Below are 26676 nucleotides of genomic sequence, written 5' to 3'. Positions count from 1 at the left end.
GTGCCGGCGCCGCAGGAGTCAGCGCGCCTCGCCTGGGATTGATTCCGGGCCTTCGGCCAGAGTGCGGCGCCGCCCCACCGCCCACACGGCAAGCGCCCCGAGGACCGCGCCCAGGGTGTTCTCCAACCAGTCCACGTACTGGCAGGAGCGCACCGGATCCAGGGTCTGCGCCAGCTCGACGGCCGCCCACACCACGCACACGGCCGTGACGACCCGCCCCGGGCGGCGGACTGCCAGCGTGCCGAACACCCCGAGCACAGACCAGAGCACGACGTTGGCGGCGTGATGGGCCCATCCGCCGCCCAGAGTCCGCACCGAGGCGCCGTCCAGGCAAGCGGCCAGCCTCGCGCCCACCCCGGGAACCACCTGATCCGGCAGGGTGATCCCCATCAGCACCGCGGCCGTCAACAGCAGGCCGAGCACCGCGGACGGGGAGGAGCCGGTTCGCCGAAGAAGCGGCCGCCGCAGGGCCGACCCGACCGCGCCGAGGACGAGCACGAGGACCGCCGCGACGGCGGCGTGCTGCGCCGTGGACATCGCACCGGCGGACGCCACGTCAGGGGACACGACACCGGCGGACATGACACCAGAGGACAGGGCAGTGGACATATGCTACTTCCATGATCGTGCCGCGCCGCTGACCACTCTAGTGTGCTCGGTGACTTCGCCGCCTCCCGCTTCACCCTCAACCTCTGGACGTCCGGCATCCCACAACCAGGCACACAGCCGAAGCAGACCCTGCAATGGATGGCCCAGGCAGCCCAACCCACCCTTCCCCCTGACCGCGCCGCCCTCCCGCGCACCACAGCCTGAACACAACCCGGCTCTCCACAACAGCCTCCTGCGCTCGCCGCCGGGATGCCGAGCAGGCCAGCCCGGTTCTCCCAGTCCGGGGACGACCTGGGCGCGCTGCCGCTCCGGGGTTATCCGGCTCGGGCGGCCCACGGGTGACCCTGGCCTGGCCGGCCTACGCGGTACCACCGCCGAAGGGCCGGCAGGCGGCGTCGTCCCGGTGTCCTGGTGTGCCGAACCTTCGGTGAGGACGCCCGCGCCGTGAGGGGGGCGCCGACGGCTTTGGTTTCGGTGTTGCCGGTCCTCCAGGTGACCGGGGTCCGGTCGCCGGCTGGGGGCGGTGATCCCCATCGTGGCTACCGCAATGGAGCAGCACGCCGGGCAGAGCGCGGCTTCGGCTTGCAGGGTGGAGGCATGCTGTACGCCTTTGGATTTGAGCGGCTGGGTGTCGTGGTCGGCGATCTGTACCTGGTCGATCCTTCGCTCCCGGCGGGCCGCGAGGGGCCGGAGCGTGGCGTCCGCCTGGAGGTCCGGATGTTCGAACGGGGTGATGCGGGCGGCTCCCTGTACAAGGCATGGCCGATCACTTTGGAGCGGCCCTTGTGGCGGGCGGACTTGCTGGAGTCCGTGGCCAGCCCGCCGGGCAGCCTGGACCGCGCCCACTACCACCCCTCCTTCACCGGCTGGGGGCCGGTGGATGACGTGTTCACCCCAGAGCTGAGCGCCGACCCCGTGGGCTGGCTGGCCGACAGGCTTGCCGACCCGGCCGCGTTGCTGGCGGAGGCGGGGGTCGGGCGCGGAGAGGTGGGGCCGCACGACGTCGCCGATCTGCAGGCCGCGCAGCCGGACATCATGAGGTTCGTAGAGCAGTTGATTGACACGGCTGCCGACGGCCTGCAAGCGCGGCCGCCCCACTGGGAACAGCTCGCGAGCGCCCGCATCAGTTGGCTGTGACAGGGAGAACCCCATGATCGCCATGCCGGCGCAGGATCAGGACATGGTGGTCGACGGCATCGACTGCACGACGGTCCTCAACACGCACCTGGAGTGGACGCCGGAATTCGCGGTGCACCTCGCCGACGGCCGCAGCGGCCGCGCCGCCTGCCCGCGCGCCGACACCCCCAGCGTCTACGAGAAGGGCGCCGACCGCCGGGCGGTCACGGCGCGGCACGTGCTGGCCGAGGCCCGCTCCGCGCTGTGCGGGCGCCCCTTCGGGCAGACCTCCTTCGACCAGGCACTGGAGGCATACCGGCCGCGCTGGGGACACGCGGCCTGCTACGGCCTCTCGGCGGCCCACTTCGAAGCCCGCCGCCCCGGGCCCGGATCCGGCGGCCCCGGTATGCCGCGACTGCTGTTCAACCTCCTCAACGGTGGCCTGCACGCCTACAGCCTCCCGGTGGCCGCGGACTTCACCGAGTTCCTTCTCGTGCCCCGCGGCACGGCCATGGTGCCCGCGATCGACGCCTACCGCCGCCTCCTGCCGGCCGCCCGTACCGCCCTTGCGGACCTCCCCACCCGGGACGTGGGTGGCCACCGGGTACACGAGGTGGGCCCCGAGCCGAACAAGGCGGCCCTGGCCCTGGTCACCGCTCTGCTGCAGCAGACCGGGCTCGGCGACGACTTCGGCCTCATGGTCGACGCGAGCGCGGGCGACTGGCTGCACGGGGACAAGTACGTGCTCCCCGTCAGCGGCCGGCGCTTCGACCGGGACGGCCTCATCGGCTACTGGCTGGAGCTGATCGACACCTTCGACCTGGTCATGGTCGAAGACCCCCTCGCCGAAACGGACCGGGCCGGCTGGAGCGCGCTGCGCGCGGCCCGGCCGCCGCACTGCCGGCTGCTGGGGGACAACATCACCTCCACCTGCCCCGAGCGGCTGCCGGCGCTCGCGCACTGTGTCGACGGCGTGCTCCTCAAACCTGACCAGGCAGGCAGCCTCAGCGAGGCCCGCCGGTTCGCCCGCCTGGCCGGCCGGCTCGGACTGCCGCTGATCGCCTCGGCCCGCTCGGCCGAGACCGACAGCCCCCTGATCAGCCACGTCGCCGTCGAGTTCGGCGCCGAATACCTCAAGGTGGGCCCCTTCGCGGACTTCAGCTCCGTCCTGCGCACCAACGAACTGCTTCGCGGGGCGATGAGGTGAAGGACCGCCAGCTGGCGATCGTCACGGTGCGGCACTCGCTGACCGCACACAACACGGCGGGATACATCACCGGGCGCCTGGACGTGCCGCTCTCCGCCCAGGGCCGGGAGGCGGCCCGCCACTACGTGCGGGCCACCGGGCTGCTGTCGGCCGACATCGTGCTGTCCTCGCCCGCCCGCCGCACCATGGAGACGGCCCTGCTCCTGACCGGCCTGACGGAAGAGGACATCGTCTGCGACGTGCGTTGTCACGAGCGCCACTACGGAGCGCTGCAAGGACTCAGCCGCATGGAGGTGGCCGCGTGCGACGGGCAGATCACCTACCTGGAAGCCGGCGGCGTACGGCACTCAGTCAACCCGCCCGGTGGAGAGACGCTTGCCGAGCTGCGAGCCCGGGCCCAGGCCTTCCTGTCCGCAGTGCAGGCTCTGCCCGCCCGGTCGGTCCTCGTTACGTCTCACGGAACCTTCCTCCAACAGCTCCACGGACTGCTGCTGGGGCACAGCCTGCACGCGACCCTCTCCCGTCACGTCCGAAGCCTCCAGACCGACGAATTCACCCTTGGCACCGACGGCCCGCCCCTGCACCGCACACTCCACCCCGGCCTCGCGGCAGGACCCCTGTGGTGACCTGCGGACGCCGGCCTCAGGCGGTGGTCTGCTGGATGAGGTGGTCGATGACGTCGTGATGGCTGTGCCGGTGGCGGTAGGCGGCTCGTTGGCGGTCTGCTCCGTTGCCCTGTGCCAGGAGCCGTCGGCGGGTGGCGTGGAGTCGGGCGAGGTCCTCGGGGGCCAGGGCGGGCAGGGCGGTGGTCCACAGCTGCTCGATGAGCCGGGTGGTGGGCTGGAGGCGGCCGGAGGCCAGGTCGATGCTGTGGCCGCGGACGCCGTCGCGGGCGGCGCGCCAGCAGGCCGCCCGCAGCAGTTCCGCTTCGGGTCGGGGCGCGGGCTGTCCGTCGCGGACGGCTGCGAGGGCGGTGGCGGCCAGCCCCTTGACGGCGGCGGCCAGGAGGACGGTGTCGTCGACGGTGGGGGTGGCGTCGGCCACGCGGATTTCGAGGGTCGGCACGTGGTGGGAGGGGCGGACGTCCCAGTACACGCCGCCGCGGTCGAGGAGGGTGTGGCTGGTGAGGAGCCGGCCGATGAGGTCTTCGTAGTGGGCCGCGGACTCGAAGTAGGGCGGGGGTCCGGATACGGGCCAGCGTCCCCAGGTCAGGGTGCGCCAGCTGTCGTAGCCGGTGTCCTGGCCGTCCCAGTAGGGGGAGTTGCCGCCGAGTGCGATCAGGGCGGGCAACCAGGGCCGCAGGTGGTTGCTGAGGGCGAGCGCGGTGGCGAGGCCGGGCATCTCCACGTGGATGTGGCAGGCGCACACGGTCTGTTCGTGGTCCAGGGCGCGGAAGGTGGCCAGGCTCTGCGCATAGCGCCGGCCGGCCGACAAGGGCAGGGGGGTGTGCTGGCCCAGCACGGGGGTGCCGCTGGAGATGATCCGCAGGCCCAGGCGGGCGGCGGCGCGGGCCACGGACCGCCGGCTGTGGCGCAGGTCCTCGTCGAGGGCGGTGAGGCTGGTGTGGGGGTGGGTGCGGATCTCGACCTGGTAGCGGGTCAGTTCCGTGGTGACCCGGTCGCCGAGTTCCGTGGCCGCTTCGGTGACGACCTTGTCCGCGCGGGTGCTGAGCTGCCGGGAGACGGGATCGACCACGAGGTACTCCTCCTCCACGCCCATCCGGAGCACGGGTGCGGTGGAGCCGGTCGGTAGCGAAGGAGTGCCGCCGGTCTGTTCAGCGGTGGGCGCGGATGTCCACTTCTCGCTCTTCATGGCGACCAGTCTGTCACTTACCGTTACGGGATCGGGGGTCCTGGCTGGAAGGAGCCCATGTGAGGCGTCACACCTCAGTCCTGGTCATCGGCGGCGGCCCGGCGGGATCCACGGCCGCCGCACTCCTGGCCCGCCAAGGGGCCGAGGTCACGCTCCTGGAGCGTGACCACTTCCCCCGCTATCACGTCGGCGAATCGCTCCTGCCGTCCCTCCTGCCCCTGCTGGACGTCCTCGGAGCCCGCGAGACGGTCGAAGCCCACGGCTTCGTCCGCAAAACCGGCGCGTACTACGGCTGGGGCGGCCAGGAATGGTCCCTCGGCTTCGACGAGCCCGGCAGGCCCGCCGCCTACAGCTTCCAGGTCATCCGCAGCGAATTCGACCACCTCCTGCTGACCCATGCCCGCAACCAGGGCGCCGACGTCCGTGAAGGCGTCCGCGTCCGCCGGATCGTCTTCGAAGACGGCAGGCCCACCGCCGTACTGTGGTCCGACGAGGACGGCCGCCAGGGCCACCTCACCTGCGAACAGCTCATCGACGCCTCAGGACGGGCCGGGATGGCCGCCCGACAGCTACGCGACCGGCGCTTCCACGACGTGTTCCGCAACGTGGCCGCCTGGGGCTACTGGCGCCATGCCAAGCCCCTGCCCGGACCCCCGGGCGCGATTGGCGTGTTCTCCCTGCCCCGGCACGGCTGGCTGTGGGCCATCCCCCTGCACGATCACACCCTCAGCGTCGGCCTGGTCACCGACAAAACCTCCTTCAACACCGCCCGCCGCACCCGCGGCTCCACCCACGCCGTCTACCACCAGGCCCTCGCCCGACAACCCCTTCTCAGCGCGATCCTGGACCAAGCGCACCTGGACACCGCGCTCACGGTGGAAGGCGACTACTCCTACACCAGCCGCACCTTCTGCGGCCCCGGCTACTTCCTGACCGGCGACGCCGCCTGCTTCCTCGACCCCCTGCTGTCCACCGGCGTCCACCTCGCCATGTACAGCGCCACCCTCACCGCCGCCGCGCTGACCGGCATCCTGGCCGGCGACATCGACGAGGAACACGCCCGCCACTTCTACCAAACCGCCTACCGCCACGCCTACGAACGGCTCCTCATCCTGGTCAGCGCCTTCTACCGCATCCACGACGGCCGCGACTCCTACTTCCGCACCGCCCAGGCCCTCACGCACCGCGACCAACAAGGCCTGCGACTCCACGAATCGTTCCTCAACATCATCACCGGCACCGACGACCTCCACGACAGCCGCCACAACCTCCTCGACCACCTCCACACCACCCTCTCCCAACCCCGCCCCGGTCACAGCGACCACGGACTCGGCGGCCACAGCACCAGCGACCTCCTCCCCCTGCCCACCCGCCCCGACCAGCCCACCGCCGGCCTCTACCTCGACCTCCACCCCCACCCCCGCCTACGCCACGCCCCCGACCCCCGGGAAGGTTGAGGTGACCGGCTGCTCGTTGTCCCGGCTCGCGCCGGCGACTGCACCTCCTTTCCGCCGGTGGCCGGGTCGGGCCCGAACCCCCGACCTGGCGCTGTCCGGCCCCCAACGGTGCGATGTCCACGGCGCAGCACGCCGCCGTCGCGCCGGTCCTCGTGCTCATCCTCAGGCCGGTCGGGTAGGTCCTGCGACGGTCGCCTCAACGGTGCACCGGCTCCTCAACCACCGCGGTGATCGGCCTGCTGCCACGACCGCGGTGCTGGCAGGAGCCACCCCGCGGCACCATGAGCGGTCCAGTCGGGAAGACATAGAACGTCAGTGCGCGGCGGCGAGGCCGAAGACCGGGCGACGACGCCGGAGGCGGGGCCTGGGACTCGGGCGCCAACGCGTGGAGCAAGCAGCGCCGTATCGAGCACGCCGACTGTCTGGGAGAGCTCAGGTATGTCTCGTCGCCATCCTGCGCTCCAACAGGCAGCGGCGCTCTGGCGCGCGCCGCGGTCCCGTGTCGCGTGGAGAAGAGTCTCGTCCTTTACCGAGCGCGCCCTCGGCGAGCCGGTGCGTTCTTGAGTCGCGCGGCCGTTCGGGTGACGAGGGATCGTTTTGGCGCACCACCTGGGACTCCAGCGCCGTTGAGCCGCGCCTGCACGCGGCTACCGTCTCCTCGCACGACCAAGGGACGGCCTCTGCGGGGTCGGTTGGGAGGTGCCGCCTCAAGGGGCCGGGGCTCCGTGGTCGCGTATTCCGACGTCACCTACGAACTGCCGGGAGAACAGCGTGTCCGTACCGTCGACGATCGATCACACCGCCAGGAAGCACAACCCGCAGCTCGCCTACTGGATGGTCCAGGCCGCCGAGCTGGCCTACAAGGACGAAGCGGCCATCGCCGGCAAGGCCCGCGACTGGGGGTTCGACCGCGTACGGCACCACCAGACCCGCTTCACGCCGCCCTTCCCGCTGGAGGACACGCAGGCCTACACCATCGCCAGCGACAAAATGATCATCACCGGGTTCCGGGGTACCGAACCGGCGCAGATCCGCGACTGGCTCTCGGACGCCGCCACACCCCCGTGGCCGGGGCCGGCCCACACCGGCTACGTCCACTACGGCTTCGGCCAGGCCCTCGACTCGATCTTCCCCACCGTCAAGGACGCCCTGGCCGAACTCCGCGACAACGACCAGAGCGTGTGGTTCACCGGCCACAGCCTCGGCGGCGCACTCGCCATGCTCGCCGGCTGCCGCATGTACCTGGAGGCGCCGCGCCTGCAGGCCGATGGCATCTACACCTACGGTCAGCCCCGCACCTGCGACCGCCTCCTGGCCGCCTCCTGCAACAAGGGCTTCAAGGACCGCCTCCACCGCTACGTCAACAACAACGACATCGTCCCCCAACTCCCCCCGGAACCCGCCTACACCCACGTCGACACCCTCCACTACATCGACGCCTCCGGCCGCATCCGCCCCTCCATGCCCCTCCTCGGCACGCTCGCCGACCGCGTCAAGGGAGCCACGGCCGACCTCCTCGCCCCCGCGAGCGACGCACTGCGCGACCACCCCGTCAAGCAGTACGTGGCCGCGATGGAGAAGAACCTCACCTGACAGTCACCGAGTGGACCGAGCGGGGCCCTGCGCGCGGGCAGCGGGCAGCGGGTCGTCGGCCGCGGGAGCCGGGAGGCCGAGCGGGCCGCCCGGCGGGGCGGCCTGGTGATCAGGCCGGGCGTCGCGGGCAGGCGATGGTTTGATGCCATACCGCCCGGTGATCATTCTTGGCCCGGTCCAGGGCCGCCATGCGCTTAGGGCAGCGCCGTTCCGACGCAGCTGGCCTGCTCGGCCGTTCGGGCGGGTAACGGCCGCGTGTGGGCCAGGGGTTGTGTGAGGATCGGGTGAGCGGACGATGACGAAGCCCCCCTTGCCGGGAGGCGGACGGGTCCGGGATGGAGGCTGCGCGATGTTCACCTTCCCTGATGAGACGGCTGCCGCTCTGCGCGCACGGTTCGCCCAGGAGGGCTATGTGCGTCTGCCGGGCCTGGTCGGCCCGGATCTGCTGGCCCGGCTGGGAGCGGAGGCCGGTCGGCTGGCTGCGATCGGGCAGCGGCGGGACTTCGCGATGGCCTGCACCGACGACTCGCCCCGCCACATGACAGCCCTGGGAGGCCACCTCATCGCCGAGCACTCGCCCCTGATCACCGGCCTGTACACCGACCCGACCCTGATGTCCTTCCTGCAGAACCTGACCGCCGGCCCGGTCATCGCTCCACCCCACGTGCTGGAGCGCCACGTCCTGAACATCCTGCACCGCCCGGGCGACACCCACGGCGCCCACACCGACGACTACCCCTACGCCCTGGTCCTCTTCATCGAAGCCCCCGAGGATCCTGCGGCGGGCGGCCTGCTGGAATACGCACCGCACACCGGTGACCTGGGCGCCCTGGAGCGCCACGGCGTGCGGCGCGCGCACCACCGGCGCGGTGACGCCTACGTCCTGCGGGCCGACACCACCGCCCACCGCGTCACGGCCCTGACCAAAACGGGCCGGCGGCGGACCGTGCTGAACTTCGCCTACACCACACCTGAGGAACGCACCACGGTCACACCGTCGGCGGCCCTGCTCTACGGCGGCCCTCACCAGGAGCGGTGACAGCAGTCATCCCGGGGGCCTGTGCCACCATCCCTGACCTGCGCGAGCCGCGCTGGTGCGGCCGGACCGTACGGCAGACCTGACAGGCGCGCGGGCCCCGCACAACGCGCGGGGGCGGCGTGTCTTCGGCCTGAGGATCCCGGCCGTGCCCGATGTGGGGGAGACGGACCATCTGCTGGCGGTGGTGACGCACTTCCCCAGGCTGGTTGCCAGAAACGGTGCGGTCAGCGCCTGGGGTGAGGGCGGGCAAGTGGAGCATCATCCGGGTATGCGGCAGCACGGACCGCTTGCCCGGAGCGCCCGCGGTAAGCAGAAACTGTCCCATGGAGGCACAGAATCCCAGGCCAGTGGTGGCGACGTCGTTGGGAATGTGCTGGATGGTGTCGTAGACGGCCATGCCCGCAGTGACCAGGGCCGCCGGCTGAACGGATGTAAGGCGGATGTCCGCTTCGCTCTCCCAGGCCAGGAGAAGCAGCTGGGTGGTGACGGGTCGGCGCTCTCGCCGGTGATCGTGCCGCCGAGGTGAATGGCGCGGTTCCGTAGCAGCCGCTCCATGACCGCGTCCGCAGGGCGGCGGGTGCCGGGGGCGTGCGTGAAGGGCGCGCGGGCCTTCCCCTTTCGTAGCCCCCGTCCCGGCTCCCGGCGAACGTGCCGCCGAGTGGCGGCTGTCGTCGCCGGGAGCTTCGGGGCTGCGAGCCGACTATGCCGGCTGCCGGCGCGGCGGGAGGCTAGGGAGCCGCTGCTGCCGAAGAGCGACAACCGATGCGGCAGGTGGCGAGACCATCGGCAGGTGATCAACGGGATCATCTACCGGGTCAGTTCCGGCTGCCAGTGGCGCGAGTTGCCTGCCCGCTTCGGTCCCTGGCAGACCATCCACAAACGGCACATGTTCTGGTCGGCAGATGGCACCGGGGAGACGCTGTTCCGACACGTCCTGGCCGTTGCCGACTCCGAGGCGACGTCGACTGGGACATCAACATCGACTCCACCTCGATCCGCGCCCCCCTGCACGCTGCCGGAGCGCCAAAGGCGCCGCCGCCCACCCTGACGGCCACGTCAAAGGGGGGCCGCGAAAAGATCAGCTCACATGCGCGCGCACTTGCATCTGCAGCCGCTTTTGGAGGAGGCGGTGCGGCCGCGAGGCTCTCGGTCGCTCGCGCGGCGGGCTGACGACAAAGCACCTGAGCGGGCCGACTGTACGCAGTTCGAAGCGGTCATGGACTACATTCGGGTCCCTCGGCTGGGCCCGGGTCGGCCTCGCCGAAGGCCCGACAGAGTGGGCGCCGACAAGGTATACAGCAACCGCAGAACCCGCACCTCTCTACGCGAGCGCGGTATCCGACACGTGATCCCGGAGAAGCGGGACCAGGCAGCCGGCCGCCTGCGCAGAGATCCCGCGGCGGACGGCCTCCCGGCTCGACAAGGACCGCTACAAGAAGCGCAACACCGTCGTGCGCGCGATTAACAAGCTGAAGTAGTTCAGAGCTGTTGCGACCCGCTACGACAAGCGCGGATACGTCTTCCTCGGCACCGTCACCGCCGCAGCACTACCGCCCGCACCCTCCTATGTGGACCAAGAGCCGACGCAGTAGGGCCAAAACGGGTTGCGGCCGGGCATATGATCAGCTTAGGTGCGTTCTCGTGACTGCCTTGAACGATCTCGTACGTCCGGACCGCTATCCGCGCTCCTCTCGGTATGACCCCGCCTGGTTGCTCGACCTCGACATGGGGCCGAACCCGCTGTGGCTGCTCGAAGACCTCGCCCACGATCTCGACCTGCGCCCGGGCATGCGGGTTCTCGACCTCGGCTCCGGCAAGGGCGCCACGTCGGTGTTCCTGGCCCGCGAGTACGGAGTCGAGGTCGTCGCGGCCGACCTGTGGATCGCCCCGGAACAGGCGGCAGCGGTCTTCGCCGCGGCGGGTGTCGGCGGCCAGGTGGAGGCCGTGCGAGCGGAGGCTCACACTCTGCCGTTCGAGGAGCAGAGCTTCGACGCGATCGTCAGCGTGGACGCCTTCGAGTACTTCGGTACGGCGGACACCTTCCTGCCCTACCTGCTGCGCTTCCTCCGGCCCGGGGGACAGCTGGGCATGGCGACCCCCGCCATGACGCGGGAGATCCGTGAACTCGGGATGATCCCGCCCCACATCAAGGAAGTGGTTGGCTGGGAAGCGATCGCCTGGCACACGGCGGAGTGGTGGCGCTTCCAGTGGGACATCACCGAGTTGGTGAAGGTCACATCCGCGCGGCTGCAGCAAGACGCCTGGCAGGACTGGCTGCTGTGGGCCCGGGCCGGCGCTGAGCACCATCCCGACGGCCGGAGCGCGAACCAGCCCGTTATCGACATGCTCACCACAGACCGCGGGGAATTCCTCTCCTTCGCTCTGGTAACCGCACAGAAGAACTGAGCAGACGCCACGTCGACGGTCTGTCTCTTCGGTCGTGATCGGAGAGACAGAAAGGTGACGGGTTTGCCCCCGCGGAGTTCGATCGCCGTGTACGAGGTTGTTGCCAGTGTCCCGGCTCCCGTTGGGCGGGGGCTGTCGGTGGCAGTGCCTAGGGTGCCCGGGTGAACATTGACGATCTTTCCTGGCAGGCGCGCCACCACGGTGGCGTCTACCCGCGGATGGCGCGGACCCTCCTCGACCTGGGGCAAGTGGAACTGCTGGTCCGGGCGGCGGGGGAGCGCGGCGACTGGAACTGCGCGGAGGCGGCGGCCCGGGAGTTGTGCGCGGCGGGGAAGTGCGACCGGGCGCTGGCCTTGCTGGATCCGTTCGCTGAGATCGGCTGGCGACCTGCCGAGTGGCTCACCGTCGAGATCATGATCCACCAGGGCCATGGTGACAAGGCGCTCGCGCGGGTGCGCCCGGACGCGACCGAACTGGGCGACGGCCACGTGTGCGCCCGCTACGCCGAGCTGCTGTCGAAGGCCGGACGGATAGAGGAGGCCGTCGACGTGCTCTCACCCCACCTCGGGGAGCACTGGCTTCGCTCCCGCCTGGTCGAGATCACCGAGGGGCGGGGACACGACGACCTGGTCCTGGACGTGCTCACACGGGAGGCCGGGCACATGGAGGCTGCCGAAGGCGCGGCGTGCGAGCGGTGCGGCGGATCCTGTGGGACGAACCGGACGGACCGGTGGCATGTGCTGCTCCTGATCTCCCAGGTCTTGGAGAGGGCCGGGCGCACGGACGAGGCCGTCGAGGTGCTGCGCGCCGAGAGGGGCTTGGGCCGACGGCACCCCGTCAACTTCCCGGAGTACTACGCGGAGCTCCTCGCCCGGCAGGGCATGATCGAGGAGCTGGGGGCCCTGGCCGCCGAAGACCACCGCTCAGCCCTCGACGTGTATGCGAAGGCACTGGAGGACGCGGGGCGTGCGGACGAGGCGGAGAGCGTGCTGCGCGGACCAGGTCCGCCACCTGCGGCTCTGGCTTCTGGGCGAGGCAGGCCGCTGCAAGGAGGGCATCTTGGAGGCCACCGCCCTCAACGAGCGGGAGCCGGGCGAGTGGGACACCGCGCTGGCGCGGCTGCTGGAGCAGGACGGACAGCCGGAGGAAGCCCTCGCACTGCTCCGCTCCTCCACCCACTACTTGGTTCACCATGAGTTGCCCGACATGCTGATCAGGCACGGCCGCCCGGCCGCGGCTCTCGACGCCATTCCCACGATCGCCGAGAGTCGCGCGGCTGCCGAACAGCGGAAGCGGGAGCGGGAGCGAGAGGCGGCGGAGCGGCGAGAGCAGGACGATCCCGAGGCCGCTACGGGCGGGTTCAGCGTGGAGCCACCGTTCTAGCCTGGACCGCCCCGGTCGAACCGCGCTGAGACGGGACAGCGGGGGTCCTCGCACCGGCTTCCGGCAGGCAGTCCAACTGGCAGGAGCACGGTACGAGAGTCCGACGCACGACCGCTTCGGGCCCCTGAACAGCAGTGATCCACCTTCGCTGTCACAAAACGCGTTCGATCCAACTTCGGTGTCAATCGGTCCAGCTCCGCTGTCACACCTCAATCGGAGTTTGATCACCGCTGGTCAGCGACTCAGTGCACCGAAGGTGCGTTGAGTCGCTGACCAGCGCTTATGTGCAGTTCCTCGTAGACGGGTATGTCAGAGCCCTGCGTTCGTCATGCCAACTGCTCGATTGGTGGTGACGGGGAGTCAGGAAGGCTTGACCGTCGAGACCGGGGTGGCGGTCACCTTGTTGTCGCAGTGGGCCCACCACCCGTCCTTCAGGGCGACCTGGTGCTTCCCGGAGTGAGGCAGTCCGATGACCATCGTCGGGTACGCCGCCGGGGTCTTGCCCGACACGCAGTAGCCGTCGCCCTCCCCCTGGACCTGGACGAAGGTCAGCTTCACCCATGCCTTGCCCTGCGGCCGGACCGTCACGGTGGCCGCCTTGCCGGTGGGGGTGACCTTGAGCGGGGTATTGCCGGCGCCCGTGACCGTCGGATAGCCCTTCAGGACGCACGTCTTCTGGGAGACGTTGGTGAACTGTACGACCGCCGCCCCGGTCCCGGTCCCGACGGGCCGGTGGGCGGCCTGCCAGGCGCTGACCTGGAGGGCGGAGGCCGGGCAGGCCGGCGGCGGGGTGGAGGTGGTGGTGGTGCTCGCCGCCATGGCGGTGCCGGGCAGGATGCCGGTCACCGCCATGGCGGCGGCCGTGACCGCCGTCGTCGCCAGAGCCGCCCTGCGAATGCCGTTGCTGTGACGCATGCTGTCGTCCCCCTGAGTCGTCTTGTTCGCGGGTTTCGGTCGTCGGTTGTTGCCCGCGGTACGCGTGGTACGTGAGTGAAGATATGGGCGGGAGAGCGGCAGGGTTCCGTGTGGCGACCACCTGTGACGGAACGGTCAAACTCCGATGGCAAACGCTCAAGATCCAGCGGCACGGGACAACCCGCAAAGCCCCAGGTGGGCGAGGTGGGGCGTCGTCCTCGACGGATTCGGTCGACCTTGGAGGGAGGAGGAGAGGGCGAGGGAGGCCCTGTGACGTTGCGACCGCCCGTTGAGCCGATGCTCGCGCAGGCCGCCGAGTCGGTGCCGGGCCCGGCCGCGCTGCGGGCGGGGGTGGCCTATGAGCAGAAGCTCGACGGGCCCCGGGCGCTGCTGTTCACCCCGGCCAGCCCGGGCGGGACGGTCAGACCCGACGCGGGGCGCTGGTGCAGGACCGGTGGCCGGACCTGGTGGCCGCCGCCGAGGCGCAGCTCCCCGCCGGCCTGGTCCTGGACGGCGAGCTGGTCGTCTGGGACACCGAAGAAGCCCGGTTGTCCTTCGGGGCGCTGCAGCGCCGGGCCGCCTCCCGTGCTTGCGGCGCAGCCACCCTCGCGGCGAAGTGGTCGGCCTACTTCGTCGCGTTCGACGTGTTGCAGATCGGCGGTCAGGAACTCCTGACCCGCCCCTACGCCGACCGGCGAGCCCTCCTGGAGCAGCTGTTCGCCGACCACGCCCTTACGGCCCCGCGGACCCTGTGCCCGATGACCACGGACCTCGCCAAGGCCCGCGAGTGGCTCCAGACCTGGACCGAGGTGTCCGGGGTCGAGGTAATCGTGATCAAGCCCCTGACCGGGAGATATCTCCCGGGCTATCGCGGCAGCTAGACCAAGATCAGGAGGCGCGACAGCACCGAGGCGGTCATCGGCGCGATCACCGGCACCCTGACCCGTCCCCAGCTGCTGGTCCTGGGTCGCTATGACGAGGCGGGCCGGCTGCGTCCGGTCGGCCACACGGTCACGCCGCGCCCGGAGGTCTCCCGGCAGGTCGGGGAGACCTTGACCCGGCCGTGCCGGGGAACCCCTGGACGGGGGTGCGGTTTATCGCAGCGTGGGGGAGCCGGGACGTCTTGGATGTGGTGCTGGTGCGCCCGGAGACGGTGGCGGAGGTCAGCGCCGAACGGGCGGTGGACCACGGGGTGTTCCGCCATCCGCTGCGGTTCCAGCGGATCCGCCTGGACGTGACCGCCGGCGACGTGCCGCCGTTCGGGGCCGGGCCCACGGCGGCGGTCGGCTGACCGCCGCAGCACAGCTGGCCCCGTCCTCCGGGCGGATGAATCCGACCCTCGCGTACGCGTAGGCGATAGGTGCGGTATGTACTCAACTCGCGGTGAAACAATGGCTCTTGACGTTTTTGGCTTGGCTGTCATGGTTTGCGCGCGGCTCGGCTGGCGGGTCGCCTGGTGTGCGTGTGGGGTGTGTTTCGGCATCGGTGTGCGGCGTGAGTGCTACGACGAGTACAGGGCTGCGGGGCCGGCTGAAGGTGTCCGTGGCAGCCTGGCGGTGGGCGACGGGCTCGGGTCTGGTCCCGCCGGCGGAGACGGGTCCGCGCTGATGGTCGAGGGCGGTGGTGGAGGCCGCCGACCCGGAGGCGGTCCGTGCGGCGTTGCGGGGGCCGATTGGTGCGGGGGTGGCGGCGGACCGGCTGACGCAGGCTCTGGGCGTGCCGTTGCCGATCCTGCGGCCGAGGGTGACGGCTTCGGCGGTCGGGCACCTGGTGAAGGCCGGCCTGCTGGTTTACCTCGGCGGCGACACTCAGTACCCCGACGTCCACCCGGACCAGGTGGCCGCGCTCGCCCGCCGCCGGGACCTGCCCGCCCTCCTCGACCGGTACGTTCTCCCGGGCCCGGACCAGGCGGCGCGCCGGCTCGGGGTGCGCAGGGTCGACTACGACCAGGTCGTCCGACTCGGATGGATCTCCCCGTCGACCTCCGTGAGCATCGACTACAAGTCCCACGGCGGCTGGACCACGGCCCTGTACTCGGGGGGGGGCTCTCGCCCTGCTCCCCGTCCTGCGGCCCGGAGCCGACTGGGAAGCGCTGCGCACCGTGGCCGCGGGCCGCCGCTCGCGCTCGCGGGCCTGGCGGCGGTCACCCCGGGGCGGGACGTGGTGCTGCTGGGGGAGGTGGCGATGATCGCCGGGGTGGGTCGCGCGGCGGTGGTGAACTGGCGCCGGAGGCACGCCGACTCCCCGGACCCGGTGGGCGGGACGGACGTGCACCCGGAGTTCGACCGCCGCGCGGTGGCCGCCTGGCTCCTCGATCACGACGAGATCGAGATCCCTTCGCAGATCCCGCCGGCCATGATGCTCTTTGACGGCGCCGAAGGCCCGACTCGGCTCCGCCTCGACGGCCCGCGGCTGCTCCTGGCGGACAACGCCGAGGACGAGGACCAGCTCTCGGGCTGGACCACCGACGCCGACGCCGACGCGCTGGCAGAGCTGACGGCCGGAACGTTCGGAGCGCCACTGCGCCGGCTGACCGTGCCGGGCGTGGATTCACTGGCGGTGCCCGGTGAGGTGCGGGTGATCGACCGGTTCCGGACCGGATCGGGCGGGCTGAAGGTGACCCTGGCATGGCCAGCCGCCCTCCGGGGCACGGCCTCGGACAGGCAGGCGGGCGGAGTGGTTCGCCATGGGCTGGCGTGCGCGGGATCGGGAGAGGCCTGCGCGTGTGACCGCCACGCCTGCGGCGGTGTCGTCCCTGTCCCCTGGTGCGGAGAGCACCGCGCGTCTGCCGAGCCGGTCCCGGAGTGGCACCCGCGCGGTGGAATCCGGTGTGCATACCTGGCCCGTAGCCGGAGCGCTTCCGCCGCAGGCGTCGCCTCCGAGGTCTGATCAGACGGTGGCCGGAGGCCCGGCGAACGAACCGGGCCCCGGCGCTGCACCGTTCCGACCGGTCAGAGGCACAACGGAATTGGCGGAGCGGGGGCACTGACTCGGCCGCCGTTCGTCCCGTGCAACTCCGGCGCACCCTGGCCAACTTCCGTGTGCCTTTGTTAGGTTGCGCCGGAACCGACCTTCGGCCACTCGCCCCTTCGGGCCGTAGCGGTCATCTCTCTGATCCGCTTACACCGTTTGGGAGAGTCATGCGCACATGCAGAGTGTGGCACGCTGCGATCACAGGCGTCGTCGCCGTCGCCGCCGTGCCCGCTGCCGCGTCCGGCGTTCAGGAGCAGCCCTCGTCGACGGCTGCCGGGAGCGACGCGTTCTACACCTACAACGGCAGCAAGCCGCTGTCCTCGTACAGTCCCGGGGACGTGCTCAAGGTCCGGACGCTGCCGTACCACGTCCTGGGTATCGCGACCCCCCTCCAGGCGACGCAGCTGCTCTACCGCACCACCGACGCGCAGGGCCACCCGTCCGCAGGCGTGACCTCCGTGCTGCGCAGCCCCGGTGGCGACGGCCGCAAGGTCGTGTCGTACCAGTCATTCTACGACTCGCTCGACCCCGAAGACGGTCCATCCCGGGCGGTCGCGGGCAACGTCAAGCTGCCCGGCGGCTTGATCGCGAACGGTGAGTCCACGCTCCTGGCGCCGCTCCTGCTGTCCGGCTACGACGTCGTCCTCCCTGACACCGAGGGGGAGGCCGCCCACCTCGCGGCCTCCCGCGAGTACGGGTACAACACGCTGGACTCCCTGCGTGCCGCCTCCAGCGCGGAGTCGCGGACCGGCATCAGCCCCGGTGCGCGCGTCGGCCTCATGGGCTACTCCGGCGGCGCCGTCGCGACCAACTGGGCCGCCTCCCTCGCGCCCACGTACGCCCCTGACGTCAACAAGCGCCTGGTGGGATACGCCGAGGGCGGGGTGCTCGTGAAGCCCTCGCACATCCTCAGGTACATCGAAGGCAGTCAGGTGTGGTCCGGGCTCATCCCGGAGTTGCTCATCGGGCAAGCGCGTTCGTACGACTTCGACCTCAAGAAGTACCTGAACGACTACGGCAAGCAGCTGGTCGACGAGCACCAGCACTCCTCGATCGCCGACGCGCTGGGCCACTACCCCGGTCTGACGTGGAAGAAGATGGCGAAACCGGAGTACGCGAACCCGAACTCCGTACCCGAGCTCGTCGAGGCGGTCAATAGGTCCAACCTCGGCCTGGCACCGACCCCGACCGTCCCCGGCTACATCGGCCAGGGCAACGCCGGCTTCCTGGAGGGAACCACCAGCAACATCGCGGGCATCGGCTCGGGCGACGGCATCACGGTCGCCGGGGACACACGGGCGCTGGCGCGGAAGTACTGCGCCGAGGGCGACGCCGCAGTCTGGTACCAGCAGTACGACGTCCTCAGCCACTTGACCGCGCCCACAGCCACGGTGCCCACCGCCCTCACCTGGCTGCGCGCCCGGTTCGCCGGCAAGGAGGCCCCGTCCTCCTGCGGCAGCATCGCCGAAGGCAACTCACTTGCGGCTGACGAGACATTCCCCGCCGGATGAGGACCTGACGGGGGCCGCAGCGAACTTCGCCAAGACCGCATAGAGAATCATCGGCCTGCCTGATCCCGCGCTCCCTACGCTGCGTGAACTGACTGAAGGGGGGATCCTCGTGGCCCGGCAGCTGTCCTCCCCGGAGCGTGGCCGAGGTCTGCGTCCACGCCCAGCGCGCGCACGGTCACCTTCCGCCCACCCCTCGGCGACGCGGGGTGGATCACGATCTCCGGCTGGTCAGGCATGCCTCCAGCCTGCGCCCGGACCCGTAGTACACGCTCAGCTGCCGCGAGGAGCGGTGGGTGTACAGGGCGGACCGGGATGAGGCCGCCCGGATGCGGCCCCCGACCCGGGGGAGCGGGTCGGGGGCCGCAGCACCATGCACGGGACGTGTCCGCGGTCAGTGGCGGAAGGTGTCCTTGGTCTTCTCCTTGGCGTGGCGGGCATCGCCCTTAACCTGTTCGGCGCGGCCTCCGGCGGTCATCCGCTCGCTGCCGGTCATGCGGCCGAGGGCTTCCTTCGTCTTGCCCTTGGCCTGCTCGGCGGTGGCCTTGGTCTTCTCGGTGCCCGACATGGGGGACCTCCTCGTGTGGTACCGGATCGGTCGTGACCGCTCTCCTGCTCGCATCCGCGACAGGCAAACCTGGGCCGTCCGGTGTGTCGCGGGGACGGGGCTGGAGCTGGGCCCGCCGCGGACCTGAAGCCGGCGCGGTCTTGGGCGGCCATGGTCAGCAGAGCGGCGCATGCTTCGGGACGGCCACGGGGGCGAGCTGCTCCATCTCCTGACTGGCCCGCAGTTTCCAGGCCGCGGAGGTCGCGAGGCCCGGCTGCGTGCCCTGGGCCGTCCCACTGCCCTGTGGATCCTCGCCGCTGATGGGGATCTTTGCGAAGTGCCCCACCTGCTGCTGGAGGTTCCGCAGACCTGCTCGCCGTGATGCCCCACCTGCAGCACGTTGTGGACCGCTGCCGCTCGGGCGGGACGAGCTGCTGCTGTGCCGGTGGAGGCCATGTCAGTGCCTCCTGCCATCCTTCTTCGGTGATCAACGAGTACGAGAAGCTGTTGGCAGGGCTGGATGATGTGGACTGGGCCAGCCTGTCGCACGCCTACCAGTCGGCGGAGGACGTTCCAGGACACCTACGCACCCTGTGCGGGAACGACGACGAGGCGCGGGAGCAGGCTTTCAAGAGCCTGTTCATCAGCATTTTTCATCAGGGCAGCCGGTATTCGGCCTCTCCGGTCGCCGTGCCGTTCCTCGCGAGGATCGCCGTCGCCGGCCCCGCGGCCGCCCGCGAGGATACGATGTGGCTGCTCACCCGGCTGGCCGTGGACTGGCACGACGAGTACGACGTGACCACCGGCATCAACGTGACCGGATGGCGTGCGGCCGCGGCGGAGGTCGGACCGGAGGACCTGCTGCCCTGGTTCGAGGAGCAGGTGGCCGCCGCGACGGATGCCGACCAGCGCGCACAGGCGCAGGAACTGCGGGACTGGGTGGCGGCCGGCAACTCGCCCGACTCCCGGTGGTCGGCGCTGCAGTCCTACGACGCGGTCCTCGCTGAACTTCCCGGCCTTCTTGTCCTGCTCGATGATGCCGACGCCCGTCTGCGGACCCGGATCGCCTACCTCCTGGCCTGGTTCCCCGAATTCAACGCCACCTCCCTGCCCCGCCTCCTTGCCCTCGCCGCCCGCGAGGAGGATTCGGTCACCGCAGCCACGGCGCTGCTCGCCGCCGGCCTTGTCAGTCCTGTTTCCACGGTCGGGGACATCACCCCCTACCTGGATGCCGCGGACCCGCTGATGCGGTGGGCCGCGGCCACCGCCCTCATCCGCCTCGCCGCCCTCGACGAAGCGCCCGCCGGCCCCGGTCTGCTCGGCCGCGCCATCGCGGAACTCGCCGCTGCGGCCCGCAGCCCGTTCGACCGCGTGACCGACTACTGCGACGGCGACCTCCACGCCCACATCGAGCGCACCCTCCACTCGCTCCCGCCCGGCTCGGACCCGGCCATCGTGCGCGAGACGCTCCACGCATGCCTGCCCCGCATCGTCTGGGACTCCTCCGGGTCCCGCACCCGCAGAGCGTTCGAGAAGCTCTTCCACGCACCGCAGCCGCACCCCGCGCCCCGCTACGCCGACCTGACGGCGGCGCAGCAGCAACTGCTGCACGATCTCGCCGGCCACCGGCACGCCTGGCTCATCCGCTCGTCCGCCGACCGGCTGCGCGAACTCGGCCTTCCACACACGCAGGAAGCCCTCCAGTCCTTCGTCGGAGCGCACCGCGGCGCCTGAAGTACCGCAGCACCCCGTAGCAAGCGAAGGAAGGCTCGGGAACGTATGGGCTACACGGCCGAGATCGGCGTTGACGACCCGCACCGGCGTAGCTCCTGTTACCCCGAAACGGTCGGCCGCTGAGAGGTGCTGGGCAAGCCCAAGAAGAGCCTGGGCAAGCCACCCCCGCCCACGGGCTTGCCTGCTCCGGCCGTGGCTCGTCGGCGGGGCGACATCGGTCACGGCCAAGGCGCGGCTGCCGGCGCCCGTTGCCAGTCTGCTGTCACACCAGCAGACCGTCGACCTCAGCCCGCGCCGACAGCGGTGAGCCCCGCCCCCGCCGCAGCTTTCGACGTCTCACCGCTTACCGTGCACGAGCTCGTTAGGGGTTCGGATGGGTGCGCGGGACGATGACCAGCAACGTCATGCCGTGGCGGAGTGCGAGGATGCCCGTCTGGGAGTCGACCAGCCGCTCCGACCGCCGGCTCGGGTGGGTCCTGTTGAGGATCTCGAAGGCCGCGGTCCGAGGGGCGGGCTCCAGCCGGTCGACCCAGGCCGGGACGTCGGGTTCCCACAGGTGGATGGTCCGAGGCCCGCCGTATGTGAGGTCCTTGATCCCGATGGAGAAGGACACCTCTCGAACCAGTCGGCGGGCGAGCCGGTCGCGGCGCCCGAGGATCTCCCGCCAACCCTCCCAGTGGGTGGCCGGATCGACGGGCGGGGCGGAGGTCCACTTCTCGCCCCATCGGCCTATCGCGGCGTTCCGCTGGGAGAGGAGAGAGACCAGGACCCGGTGCGCTGGCGAACGCGCGTCGTACTGGGCGGCGAGGCGCCGGGCCAGCCGCGCGCCGTCGGCGGTCAGATGGTGGCCGGGGACGAAGGGCGCTTCCGGCGGCCGAAGGACGTAACGGATGATCTCGACGAGGACGACGACGGCCAGCAGGCCGCCGAACACACCCCCCACCAACTCCCATGTCATGGGTCGTCGTTTCCCCCCGCCGGGCACCGCTTGTCCGGAGTGCCTGCCACTCCGCTCGGAGGACGGACGGCCGGGGGCGGTCGGTTCCCCGGTGTGGAGCCGCGCATTCTCCCCAGGCCCTCCCCAGAGGGCTGGAAGGAGCCCTCGATCCCGTCCTGGACCCCTCCGGCGGCACCGGCACCACCACCACCACAGCGGCTGCCAAGGCCCCCGGACGCGTCGGCATCAGCGCCGACATTTCACCCACGTACATCCGACTCGCCGCCTGGCACAACACGCCCCTCCCCGGCACCGACCGCCGCCGTGCCGCCTCCCGACGCTGAGGCGGCACCAACCTCATGCGACAGCACACCTATTGCTCAGAAACTGATGGGCTTCTCGTCCAGGACGTAGCGGACGTGCGGGCCGCCGAAGGAGCCGCGGACGATGCGGGGCTGGCGTTGGGGTCTGTGGAAGAAGCGGCGTATCTCGGCGGCGAGTGCGGCCTGGTCGCGGGCCCGGTGCTGCTTGGGCAGGCTGTGCTTGAGGTCCGGGTTGACCAGCTCGTCGGGGTTCAGCTCGGGTGCGTAGGGCGGCAGGAAGCGCAGCTCGACGTTGTCGGGGTGGGCGGCGAGCCAGTCGCGGACTTCTTGGACCGGTGGGCGGAGTGCCCGTCGACGACGAGGTGGAACTTGTGGTCGAAGTGGCCGGCGAGCCGGTCCAGGAAACGGCACATCACCTCGGCGGTGAAGCTCTCGGTGAAGACCATGAAGTGCACCCGCCCTTGGTGCTGATTGCCGAGATCGCGCTCACCGAGAACCGGTTCCCGCTCCGCCGTGCGACCGGTGTCCTGCCCTTCTCGCCCCAGGTGGTCCACAACTGCCCGGAAAGTCCCACGTCACAGGGCCGGTGGTCGAGGACGGCCTGCTCGGCCTCCCCGAGCACCTGGTGCACCCCGACCGGCCTGCCCTGCGGCCGCATGGCCAGCGCCTCCCGGCCGACGGCCTGCCACTTCGCCCACCACGTGTCGACCGCCTTCAGCGACACCCCGAAGACCGCTGCCACGTCCTCACGGTCCCGCCCCGCCACCAACGCAGCCACCGCCCGCAGTCGCAGGGCCCTGCGCCGACGGCGACAGATGCCGCGCGCCCCCCACCGGATTGCCCACACCCCACCAACGACCCAGAACCCAGCCGCCGACTGGCTGTGCTGGCAGCCACGTGCGCCTACTGAGCGCCAGCGCATCCGAGGCAGACCGTCAGCTCCACCCTCACCTGGTCACCCGCCACGACGGTCCCGCCGATCCGGGCCTCGACGGGACCACCGGCGGACTGTCTGACGTACTGGTCGTCGCCGTTCTCCGATGCGACCCAGTCCGCCGCGAGCCAGGAGTGCGAGGCGGCGTCGACGCCGACGGCCACGGAGCCACGACGGGCGTCACTCACGCCGACTCGCCGAACGAGCGCTCCAGCGATCCTGCCTAAGGATCAGGCCCGGCGCGTCACGTGATCCATGATCAGCTCACCTACGGCATTCCAGCGCTTTCTCGACATCTCCCGGCCGTTCTCATCGAAAATGACCACTTCCGACGGTCGGCCGTTGGCGTGCCAGTACCGCCACTCACCTACCGCGGCACCCATGATGGCCACGCCCTCGGCCCGTTTGGTCCCGTCCGGCCACCACTCCTGCTGCCGCCCGTGCTCGATGCCCGAGCAGTAGGTGCCGAGCAGCTCGGTGTGCCCGTTGTCCGCGACTTCCTCGACCTCCCCAGTGAACAGTTCCCCTGCGTGACAGGTGCGTCCGTACTCGTCCAAGTAGGTCTGATCGCCTTTGATACGCATCACCCGTACTGAAGTCGGCGTCGCGCCAAGCGGTTTCGCTGGCGGCTCAGCACCACCACGAGCCTCGGTGGTGGGCCCTGACACGCGCTCGGCGGCGCGCTGCCCGCGCGCTGCCAACTTGCGCCTGAGCTCTGCGCGCCAGCGCGCGGCGTTGCTGCCGTCCAGTTGCCCGGCGAAGGCGGCACGGGCGGCGTCGACAAGTTCGGCAGGGGCCCCCGGACCATACTTGGCGATCTCCCACAGCGCGTCATCCGTTGCCATGTCGAGCCCAGTGCAGGTCCGCAAACCCTGACCACTGAGCACCTCTTTCAGCACGGCGCCGAAAGTCCTCGTCAACTGGTCCTCGGTCGGCCGGTCACCGCGCATGGACCCACCCCTCCCTGAAGCGAACGAACTGTCCCGTCCCTGTACGACGCCCGGGGCGATCGGGAGGGTTCCCGCCGCCGTCACCGCTCGCATCCTGCCGAACGATCCACCCGGCGACAACAACGCCGTCGAGCCGAAGCTCGTCTCTTTCGTATAGCCGCGGAACGGACTGCTGCGCGTGTACAGGCTGAGGAGTTCGTCGATGCGGTAGTCCGGCGCCAGCAGGATCGGGTCACCCGGCCGGATCCCGGTTGACGCTTCGCGCCACCCCGGGCTCGATCGCGAGGAACTGGGCCTCGGCCGGGTTCGTCGGCCTTGGGGTGCATTCGCCGAGCGGAGCTTCGGGGTGGTGTTCGTCGGCGATCCGCGGAGTGCCCGGGGTCGAGCGCGGGTGGCGGGCTACCTCGACCGTGCTGCCTGCGGTCATAGCGGTGACGATCAGGCCGTCGCCGTGGAAGCGGACCCAGACGCGCTCGTCGACGAGTTGGTGCGGGACCGAGTAGCGGACAGACTCGACCGAGATCGTGGAGTCCTTGCCGACCCGTCGGGTCTCGCCGAACGCGGCGGTGAACGGCTGCTCGGGCACTGGGTGCAGCCGAAGCCGTTCCTCGGCCGGCAATTCGGCCGGGATCCAGCGGGTCTCGCGGTGGATCCGGCCGTTCACTTCGGCCATGAAGTCCTCGCAGGCCTGTTGGAGTCGGCGAAGTCGCCGTAGTCGGCGCGGAGGTTGGCCGCGGTGGGGACCAGGTCCCGCTTCGCGGTCCGAACGGTCGCCTCCGTGCCGCTTTTCGAGGCGGGGTCGGCCGGCATGCACGAGCGGACGACCGTGCCGTAGTAGCGGGCGATCGGCACCAATTCGGGGCTATGGACCGCGATCCGGGCCACGTGCTCGACCGTGACGGTCTTCTCGTTGTCGGTCAGGCAGTAGGTCGGCACACCCCACCCACTGTCCGGAACGTCGCGTCCAGGCAGGCCGCGACGGTGGGCAGGGTCTTGTCGAGCACCAGGATGACCACCCGGAACCTGGACCAGGCCAGCCACGCACACCACAGGCTGGTGCGTCTTCCGTCGATGCGCGGGCCTTCACCCCAGTCCCACTGCAGCCACATCGCCGGCTCGGGTATCCACGGCCGGAAGACCCTGCGGTTCCCGGCCGGGTAGGACTCCTTCGCCGCAGCGACGGCCCGGCGGGTGGTGCGGTCGGCGCCAGTGAAGCCCATCGCGGCGATCTTCTTGTGAACAGTGTCGGCGCCGACCCGGCCGCGGGACCGTTCGACCAGTTCCTCGACCTTCGGCAGGAAGTCGTCAATCAGCTTCGACCGCACCGCCCGCTCCGTCGGATCGACCCCCTGCCCGCGCAACTGCACGTAGCGCCGCACGGTGTGGTGGTCGCACCCGGCCAGCTCGGCCGCCTTCGAGTCGGGAGCGCGGTGACCGTGATGGCGGTCGCAAGGTCGGGCGACGGCCTGGGATCCGTTCCCGCGATCTGCTTCACGCCGAGGTGGGCGAGGACGGTTGGGCGTACGGCTTGGGGTGGCGTGCCCGCCCTTCGCGTCTCGGCCGCCCGCCTCATCACCCCGACGACCGCCGGGTCTGGCCGGCCGCGCCCGCGGAGCCCGCGCCCCGGGAGTGGGCCGCACCGGCCATGACGTTCTCACGGGCCTGGTGATGGCCGCCTCCCGGACGGCGGGGTATCCGGGTGCGGACGGAGCGGCTTGGTAGGAGCTGGTCGTGCAGGGGGTGGAACACCTTTTCGCACTGCCGCCGGCCGCCACCCCGGCCTGGTGCAGGCGGAGTCAGTCCGCGCGTTCCTGAGCGGTCCGGCCGTCCTGGTCAGCCTGTGCCGGGGCGCCGCATACGGGTCCAGGTCCGGTTTGTCTCCGCCTGCAGCCTGTGCTCCGGGCCGCCGCATACGGTTTGCCGTGCAGCTCACTCCGCGACTGCCGGTACGGGCACGCACCGGCCGGGGCCGAGCGTTCCAGCACGCCTGCAGTCCTGTGCGGCCTCCCGCCAGGACGTCTGGGGGTCTTGTTCGCCCGGCTCGACCACCGGCCCGACGACGCGGTGTGGCGGGCGACCGTCGCGTACTACCTGCCGCGCCCCAGCCACGGATCGACGCTCAGCAGCCTCGTCCACGGCTGCGTGCTGGCCCGCCAGAAGGGCCCGGACGCCTGGCAGTACTGTCAGGGGGTACTCCTCGGCGACGTCACGGACATCCAGGGTGGCACCACCAGCGAGGGGATCCACCTGGGCGCCATGGCGGGCACCCTCGACCTTGCGGAGCGCGGTGTCACGGGCCTGGAGACCGGCCCCGAAGGCCTGTACGTCGATCCTGTCCCCCTGGGGGAGATGGAACCCGTCGCGTTCACGCTCTGCCACCGCGGACATCGCGGCGTGCGCGTACGACTGCTCCCCGGCAGGTTCGGCATCACCGTGCCGGGATTCTGCCAAGGTCCCCTGGCCCTCATGCTGCCCGGGGGCAGGGCGTCGTGGTGGCGGCCGGCGGAGAGCATCTGTTGCGTCTCCCTCCAGACTGACCCCCTGACCGAGATCCCTACTTCGGGGAGATCACCCGCGGTGCCCGGGAGGCCGCGGCCGCGGCCGGCGGGCTGGAGCACGTGTGCAGCGACCAAGCGGATGCGGGCTCGCGTCCCCCCGCCCGGTCAAGCCGCGGTCGTACCGCCTCCGGCGGTGTCGGACGTACGGTCTCCACGCAAGCCGGGATCCCGCGTGCCGGGGTGGAGGTACTCCAGGGGGCCGGGCAGGGGCACGCGTTGGCGCCAGTGGGTGCAGAGCAGCAGGGCAAGAGCCCGCTCCGCCTCCGGGTTCTCGGGGAGCGGCAGGCGGACTTGCTCGTACAGAGCGAAGCGGTTCGTGTCGATCGCCGCGTCGAGAGCGGCGCCGTAGCCCACCGCAGCCTGAACCGCCCCGAGGTACGACATCCGTGCCAGGAGCGCCGGGGCCAGGGCGAGAACGAGCCACCACTCCGCGTCCCACAGCAGCCAGACCGAGACGAGCGAGGTCAGCCGCTCGCGCCTCCAACGGCAAGCTGGCCTGGCGCTCCGCCCCGTGGAAGCCCCCGGCCCCCACGGCCGGCGCCCAGGGATCCTCCAGCGGGGTCGCGGAGATCCCGGACGTGACGGGCGTGGAGATCGACGGCCGCGGGTACGTCGTGGCCTACGCCCACGGCCTGCTCGGCAAGGACCAATTGCACGAGGGTGCCGAGATCGTCC

25 protein-coding genes and 3 pseudogenes are annotated in these 26676 nt (G+C 70.9%); 15 read left to right on the top strand and 13 right to left on the bottom strand.

Annotated features, from left to right (window positions below; translation table 11 throughout):
- Window positions 1-18: 18 nt before the first annotated feature.
- A complete protein-coding gene (locus ABT403_RS14115; protein WP_344152001.1) occupies window positions 19-582 on the bottom strand; it encodes a VanZ family protein in 564 nt (187 codons plus the stop codon).
- A gap of 624 nt (window positions 583-1206) precedes the next feature.
- Between ABT403_RS14115 and ABT403_RS14110 the strand changes: the two genes are divergently transcribed.
- Genes ABT403_RS14110 through ABT403_RS14100 form a run of 3 tightly spaced genes read left to right on the top strand, consistent with a single transcriptional unit; the run spans window position 1207 to window position 3558 of the window.
- Window positions 1207-1746 carry a hypothetical protein gene (locus tag ABT403_RS14110; protein ID WP_344151998.1) on the top strand — a complete coding sequence of 180 codons (540 nt, stop codon included), beginning with the start codon at window positions 1207-1209 and terminating at the stop codon, window positions 1744-1746.
- 13 nt (window positions 1747-1759) lie between these two features.
- Entirely contained in the window at window positions 1760-2932 is a 1173-nt protein-coding gene (locus tag ABT403_RS14105) for an enolase C-terminal domain-like protein (protein WP_344151995.1), read from the top strand.
- Window positions 2929-3558: a histidine phosphatase family protein gene (locus tag ABT403_RS14100; RefSeq protein WP_344151992.1), complete on the top strand. Its 630-nt coding sequence runs from the start codon at window positions 2929-2931 to the stop codon at window positions 3556-3558. The genes ABT403_RS14105 and ABT403_RS14100 overlap by 4 nt, the downstream gene beginning before the upstream one ends.
- Window positions 3559-3574: 16 nt before the next feature.
- On the opposite strand, the gene ABT403_RS14095 is transcribed toward ABT403_RS14100, so the two are convergent.
- Entirely contained in the window at window positions 3575-4744 is a 1170-nt protein-coding gene (locus ABT403_RS14095) for a carboxylate-amine ligase (protein WP_344151989.1), read from the bottom strand.
- Window positions 4745-4803: 59 nt separating this feature from the next.
- Here ABT403_RS14095 and ABT403_RS14090 point away from each other — a divergent pair, with 59 nt between their 5' ends.
- The 3 genes from ABT403_RS14090 to ABT403_RS14080 all read left to right on the top strand — a co-directional run bounded on the left by ABT403_RS14090 (window position 4804) and on the right by ABT403_RS14080 (window position 8833).
- Window positions 4804-6201: an NAD(P)/FAD-dependent oxidoreductase gene (locus ABT403_RS14090; protein WP_344151986.1), complete on the top strand. Its 1398-nt coding sequence runs from the start codon at window positions 4804-4806 to the stop codon at window positions 6199-6201.
- Window positions 6202-6972: 771 nt separating this feature from the next.
- The gene (locus tag ABT403_RS14085; protein ID WP_344151983.1) at window positions 6973-7794 is read left to right on the top strand and encodes a lipase family protein; all 822 of its coding nucleotides are present in this window, start codon (window positions 6973-6975) and stop codon (window positions 7792-7794) included.
- Window positions 7795-8143: 349 nt separating this feature from the next.
- A complete protein-coding gene (locus ABT403_RS14080) occupies window positions 8144-8833 on the top strand; it encodes a HalD/BesD family halogenase (protein ID WP_344151980.1) in 690 nt (229 codons plus the stop codon).
- Here the strand turns inward: ABT403_RS14080 and ABT403_RS14075 are convergent.
- Window positions 8784-9275, bottom strand: a complete 492-nt coding sequence (locus ABT403_RS14075; protein ID WP_351648960.1) for an ATP-dependent Clp protease proteolytic subunit — start codon at window positions 9273-9275, stop codon at window positions 8784-8786. The genes ABT403_RS14080 and ABT403_RS14075 overlap by 50 nt on opposite strands.
- Before the next feature lie 267 nt (window positions 9276-9542).
- Between ABT403_RS14075 and ABT403_RS14070 the strand changes: the two are divergent.
- The 3 genes and pseudogenes from ABT403_RS14070 to ABT403_RS14060 all read left to right on the top strand — a co-directional run bounded on the left by ABT403_RS14070 (window position 9543) and on the right by ABT403_RS14060 (window position 12435).
- Window positions 9543-10425, top strand: a pseudogene (locus ABT403_RS14070) (IS5 family transposase).
- Window positions 10426-10474: 49 nt separating this feature from the next.
- A complete protein-coding gene (locus ABT403_RS14065) occupies window positions 10475-11239 on the top strand; it encodes an SAM-dependent methyltransferase (RefSeq protein WP_344151974.1) in 765 nt (254 codons plus the stop codon).
- A 161-nt stretch (window positions 11240-11400) separates the two neighbouring features.
- A complete protein-coding gene (locus tag ABT403_RS14060) occupies window positions 11401-12435 on the top strand; it encodes a hypothetical protein (RefSeq protein ID WP_344151971.1) in 1035 nt (344 codons plus the stop codon).
- A 547-nt stretch (window positions 12436-12982) separates the two neighbouring features.
- Here the strand turns inward: ABT403_RS14060 and ABT403_RS14055 are convergent.
- Window positions 12983-13537, bottom strand: coding sequence for a DUF4232 domain-containing protein (locus ABT403_RS14055; RefSeq protein ID WP_344151968.1), 555 nt, complete (start codon window positions 13535-13537; stop codon window positions 12983-12985).
- 443 nt (window positions 13538-13980) lie between these two features.
- Here ABT403_RS14055 and ABT403_RS14050 point away from each other — a divergent pair, with 443 nt between their 5' ends.
- From ABT403_RS14050 to ABT403_RS14035, 4 genes are all read left to right on the top strand, one after another.
- Window positions 13981-14418, top strand: coding sequence for an ATP-dependent DNA ligase (locus ABT403_RS14050; protein ID WP_344151965.1), 438 nt, complete (start codon window positions 13981-13983; stop codon window positions 14416-14418).
- A 242-nt stretch (window positions 14419-14660) separates the two neighbouring features.
- On the top strand, window positions 14661-14828 hold the full coding sequence (locus ABT403_RS14045) for a hypothetical protein (RefSeq protein ID WP_344151962.1): 168 nt from the start codon (window positions 14661-14663) through the stop codon (window positions 14826-14828).
- A 425-nt stretch (window positions 14829-15253) separates the two neighbouring features.
- Window positions 15254-16426, top strand: coding sequence for a hypothetical protein (locus tag ABT403_RS14040; RefSeq protein ID WP_344151959.1), 1173 nt, complete (start codon window positions 15254-15256; stop codon window positions 16424-16426).
- Window positions 16427-16677: 251 nt separating this feature from the next.
- Window positions 16678-18021, top strand: coding sequence for a lipase family protein (locus tag ABT403_RS14035; RefSeq protein ID WP_344151956.1), 1344 nt, complete (start codon window positions 16678-16680; stop codon window positions 18019-18021).
- Window positions 18022-18412: 391 nt separating this feature from the next.
- On the opposite strand, the gene ABT403_RS14030 is transcribed toward ABT403_RS14035, so the two are convergent.
- Complete coding sequence (locus ABT403_RS14030; RefSeq protein WP_344151953.1) at window positions 18413-18586, bottom strand: CsbD family protein; 174 nt, start codon at window positions 18584-18586, stop codon at window positions 18413-18415.
- A gap of 154 nt (window positions 18587-18740) precedes the next feature.
- Entirely contained in the window at window positions 18741-18911 is a 171-nt protein-coding gene (locus tag ABT403_RS14025) for a hypothetical protein (protein ID WP_344151950.1), read from the bottom strand.
- Between the two features lie 137 nt (window positions 18912-19048).
- Between ABT403_RS14025 and ABT403_RS14020 the strand changes: the two genes are divergently transcribed.
- Window positions 19049-20299, top strand: a complete 1251-nt coding sequence (locus ABT403_RS14020; protein WP_344151947.1) for a hypothetical protein — start codon at window positions 19049-19051, stop codon at window positions 20297-20299.
- Between the two features lie 361 nt (window positions 20300-20660).
- On the opposite strand, the gene ABT403_RS14015 is transcribed toward ABT403_RS14020, so the two are convergent.
- The 6 genes and pseudogenes from ABT403_RS14015 to ABT403_RS13990 form a co-directional block, all read right to left on the bottom strand.
- Entirely contained in the window at window positions 20661-21257 is a 597-nt protein-coding gene (locus ABT403_RS14015) for a hypothetical protein (RefSeq protein ID WP_344151944.1), read from the bottom strand.
- 359 nt (window positions 21258-21616) lie between these two features.
- A complete protein-coding gene (locus ABT403_RS14010; protein WP_344151941.1) occupies window positions 21617-21970 on the bottom strand; it encodes a transposase in 354 nt (117 codons plus the stop codon).
- Window position 21971: 1 nt separating this feature from the next.
- Window positions 21972-22301 carry a hypothetical protein gene (locus ABT403_RS14005; RefSeq protein ID WP_344151938.1) on the bottom strand — a complete coding sequence of 110 codons (330 nt, stop codon included), beginning with the start codon at window positions 22299-22301 and terminating at the stop codon, window positions 21972-21974.
- 161 nt (window positions 22302-22462) lie between these two features.
- Window positions 22463-22681, bottom strand: a complete 219-nt coding sequence (locus ABT403_RS14000; RefSeq protein ID WP_344151935.1) for a hypothetical protein — start codon at window positions 22679-22681, stop codon at window positions 22463-22465.
- Between the two features lie 42 nt (window positions 22682-22723).
- Entirely contained in the window at window positions 22724-23443 is a 720-nt protein-coding gene (locus ABT403_RS13995; protein ID WP_344151932.1) for a toxin-antitoxin system YwqK family antitoxin, read from the bottom strand.
- A gap of 268 nt (window positions 23444-23711) precedes the next feature.
- Window positions 23712-24855: pseudogene (locus ABT403_RS13990) on the bottom strand (Mu transposase domain-containing protein); the annotation flags it as partial.
- A 481-nt stretch (window positions 24856-25336) separates the two neighbouring features.
- Here ABT403_RS13990 and ABT403_RS13985 point away from each other — a divergent pair.
- Window positions 25337-25654 (top strand): annotated as a pseudogene (locus ABT403_RS13985) (hypothetical protein); the annotation flags it as partial.
- A gap of 452 nt (window positions 25655-26106) precedes the next feature.
- Here ABT403_RS13985 and ABT403_RS13980 read toward each other — a convergent pair.
- A complete protein-coding gene (locus ABT403_RS13980) occupies window positions 26107-26385 on the bottom strand; it encodes a hypothetical protein (protein ID WP_344152091.1) in 279 nt (92 codons plus the stop codon).
- Window positions 26386-26676: the final 291 nt, after the last annotated feature.

Source organism: Streptomyces sp. NPDC000075 (assembly GCF_040301925.1).
In the GTDB taxonomy this organism is placed as follows: domain Bacteria; phylum Actinomycetota; class Actinomycetes; order Streptomycetales; family Streptomycetaceae; genus Streptomyces; species Streptomyces polychromogenes.
This window is presented reverse-complemented; position numbering and strand designations above follow the sequence as displayed.

Coding starts and splice junctions, on each gene's coding strand:
- ABT403_RS13980 (WP_344152091.1), bottom strand. CDS start 26,385: ATGTCGTACCTCGGGGCGGTTCAGGCTGCGGTGGGCTACGGCGCCGCT.
- ABT403_RS14110 (WP_344151998.1), top strand. CDS start 1,207: ATGCTGTACGCCTTTGGATTTGAGCGGCTGGGTGTCGTGGTCGGCGAT.
- ABT403_RS14015 (WP_344151944.1), bottom strand. CDS start 21,257: ATGACATGGGAGTTGGTGGGGGGTGTGTTCGGCGGCCTGCTGGCCGTC.
- ABT403_RS14105 (WP_344151995.1), top strand. CDS start 1,760: ATGATCGCCATGCCGGCGCAGGATCAGGACATGGTGGTCGACGGCATC.
- ABT403_RS14080 (WP_344151980.1), top strand. CDS start 8,144: ATGTTCACCTTCCCTGATGAGACGGCTGCCGCTCTGCGCGCACGGTTC.
- ABT403_RS14030 (WP_344151953.1), bottom strand. CDS start 18,586: ATGTCGGGCACCGAGAAGACCAAGGCCACCGCCGAGCAGGCCAAGGGC.
- ABT403_RS14055 (WP_344151968.1), bottom strand. CDS start 13,537: ATGCGTCACAGCAACGGCATTCGCAGGGCGGCTCTGGCGACGACGGCG.
- ABT403_RS14095 (WP_344151989.1), bottom strand. CDS start 4,744: ATGAAGAGCGAGAAGTGGACATCCGCGCCCACCGCTGAACAGACCGGC.
- ABT403_RS14035 (WP_344151956.1), top strand. CDS start 16,678: ATGCGCACATGCAGAGTGTGGCACGCTGCGATCACAGGCGTCGTCGCC.
- ABT403_RS14115 (WP_344152001.1), bottom strand. CDS start 582: ATGTCCGCCGGTGTCGTGTCCCCTGACGTGGCGTCCGCCGGTGCGATG.
- ABT403_RS13995 (WP_344151932.1), bottom strand. CDS start 23,443: ATGCGCGGTGACCGGCCGACCGAGGACCAGTTGACGAGGACTTTCGGC.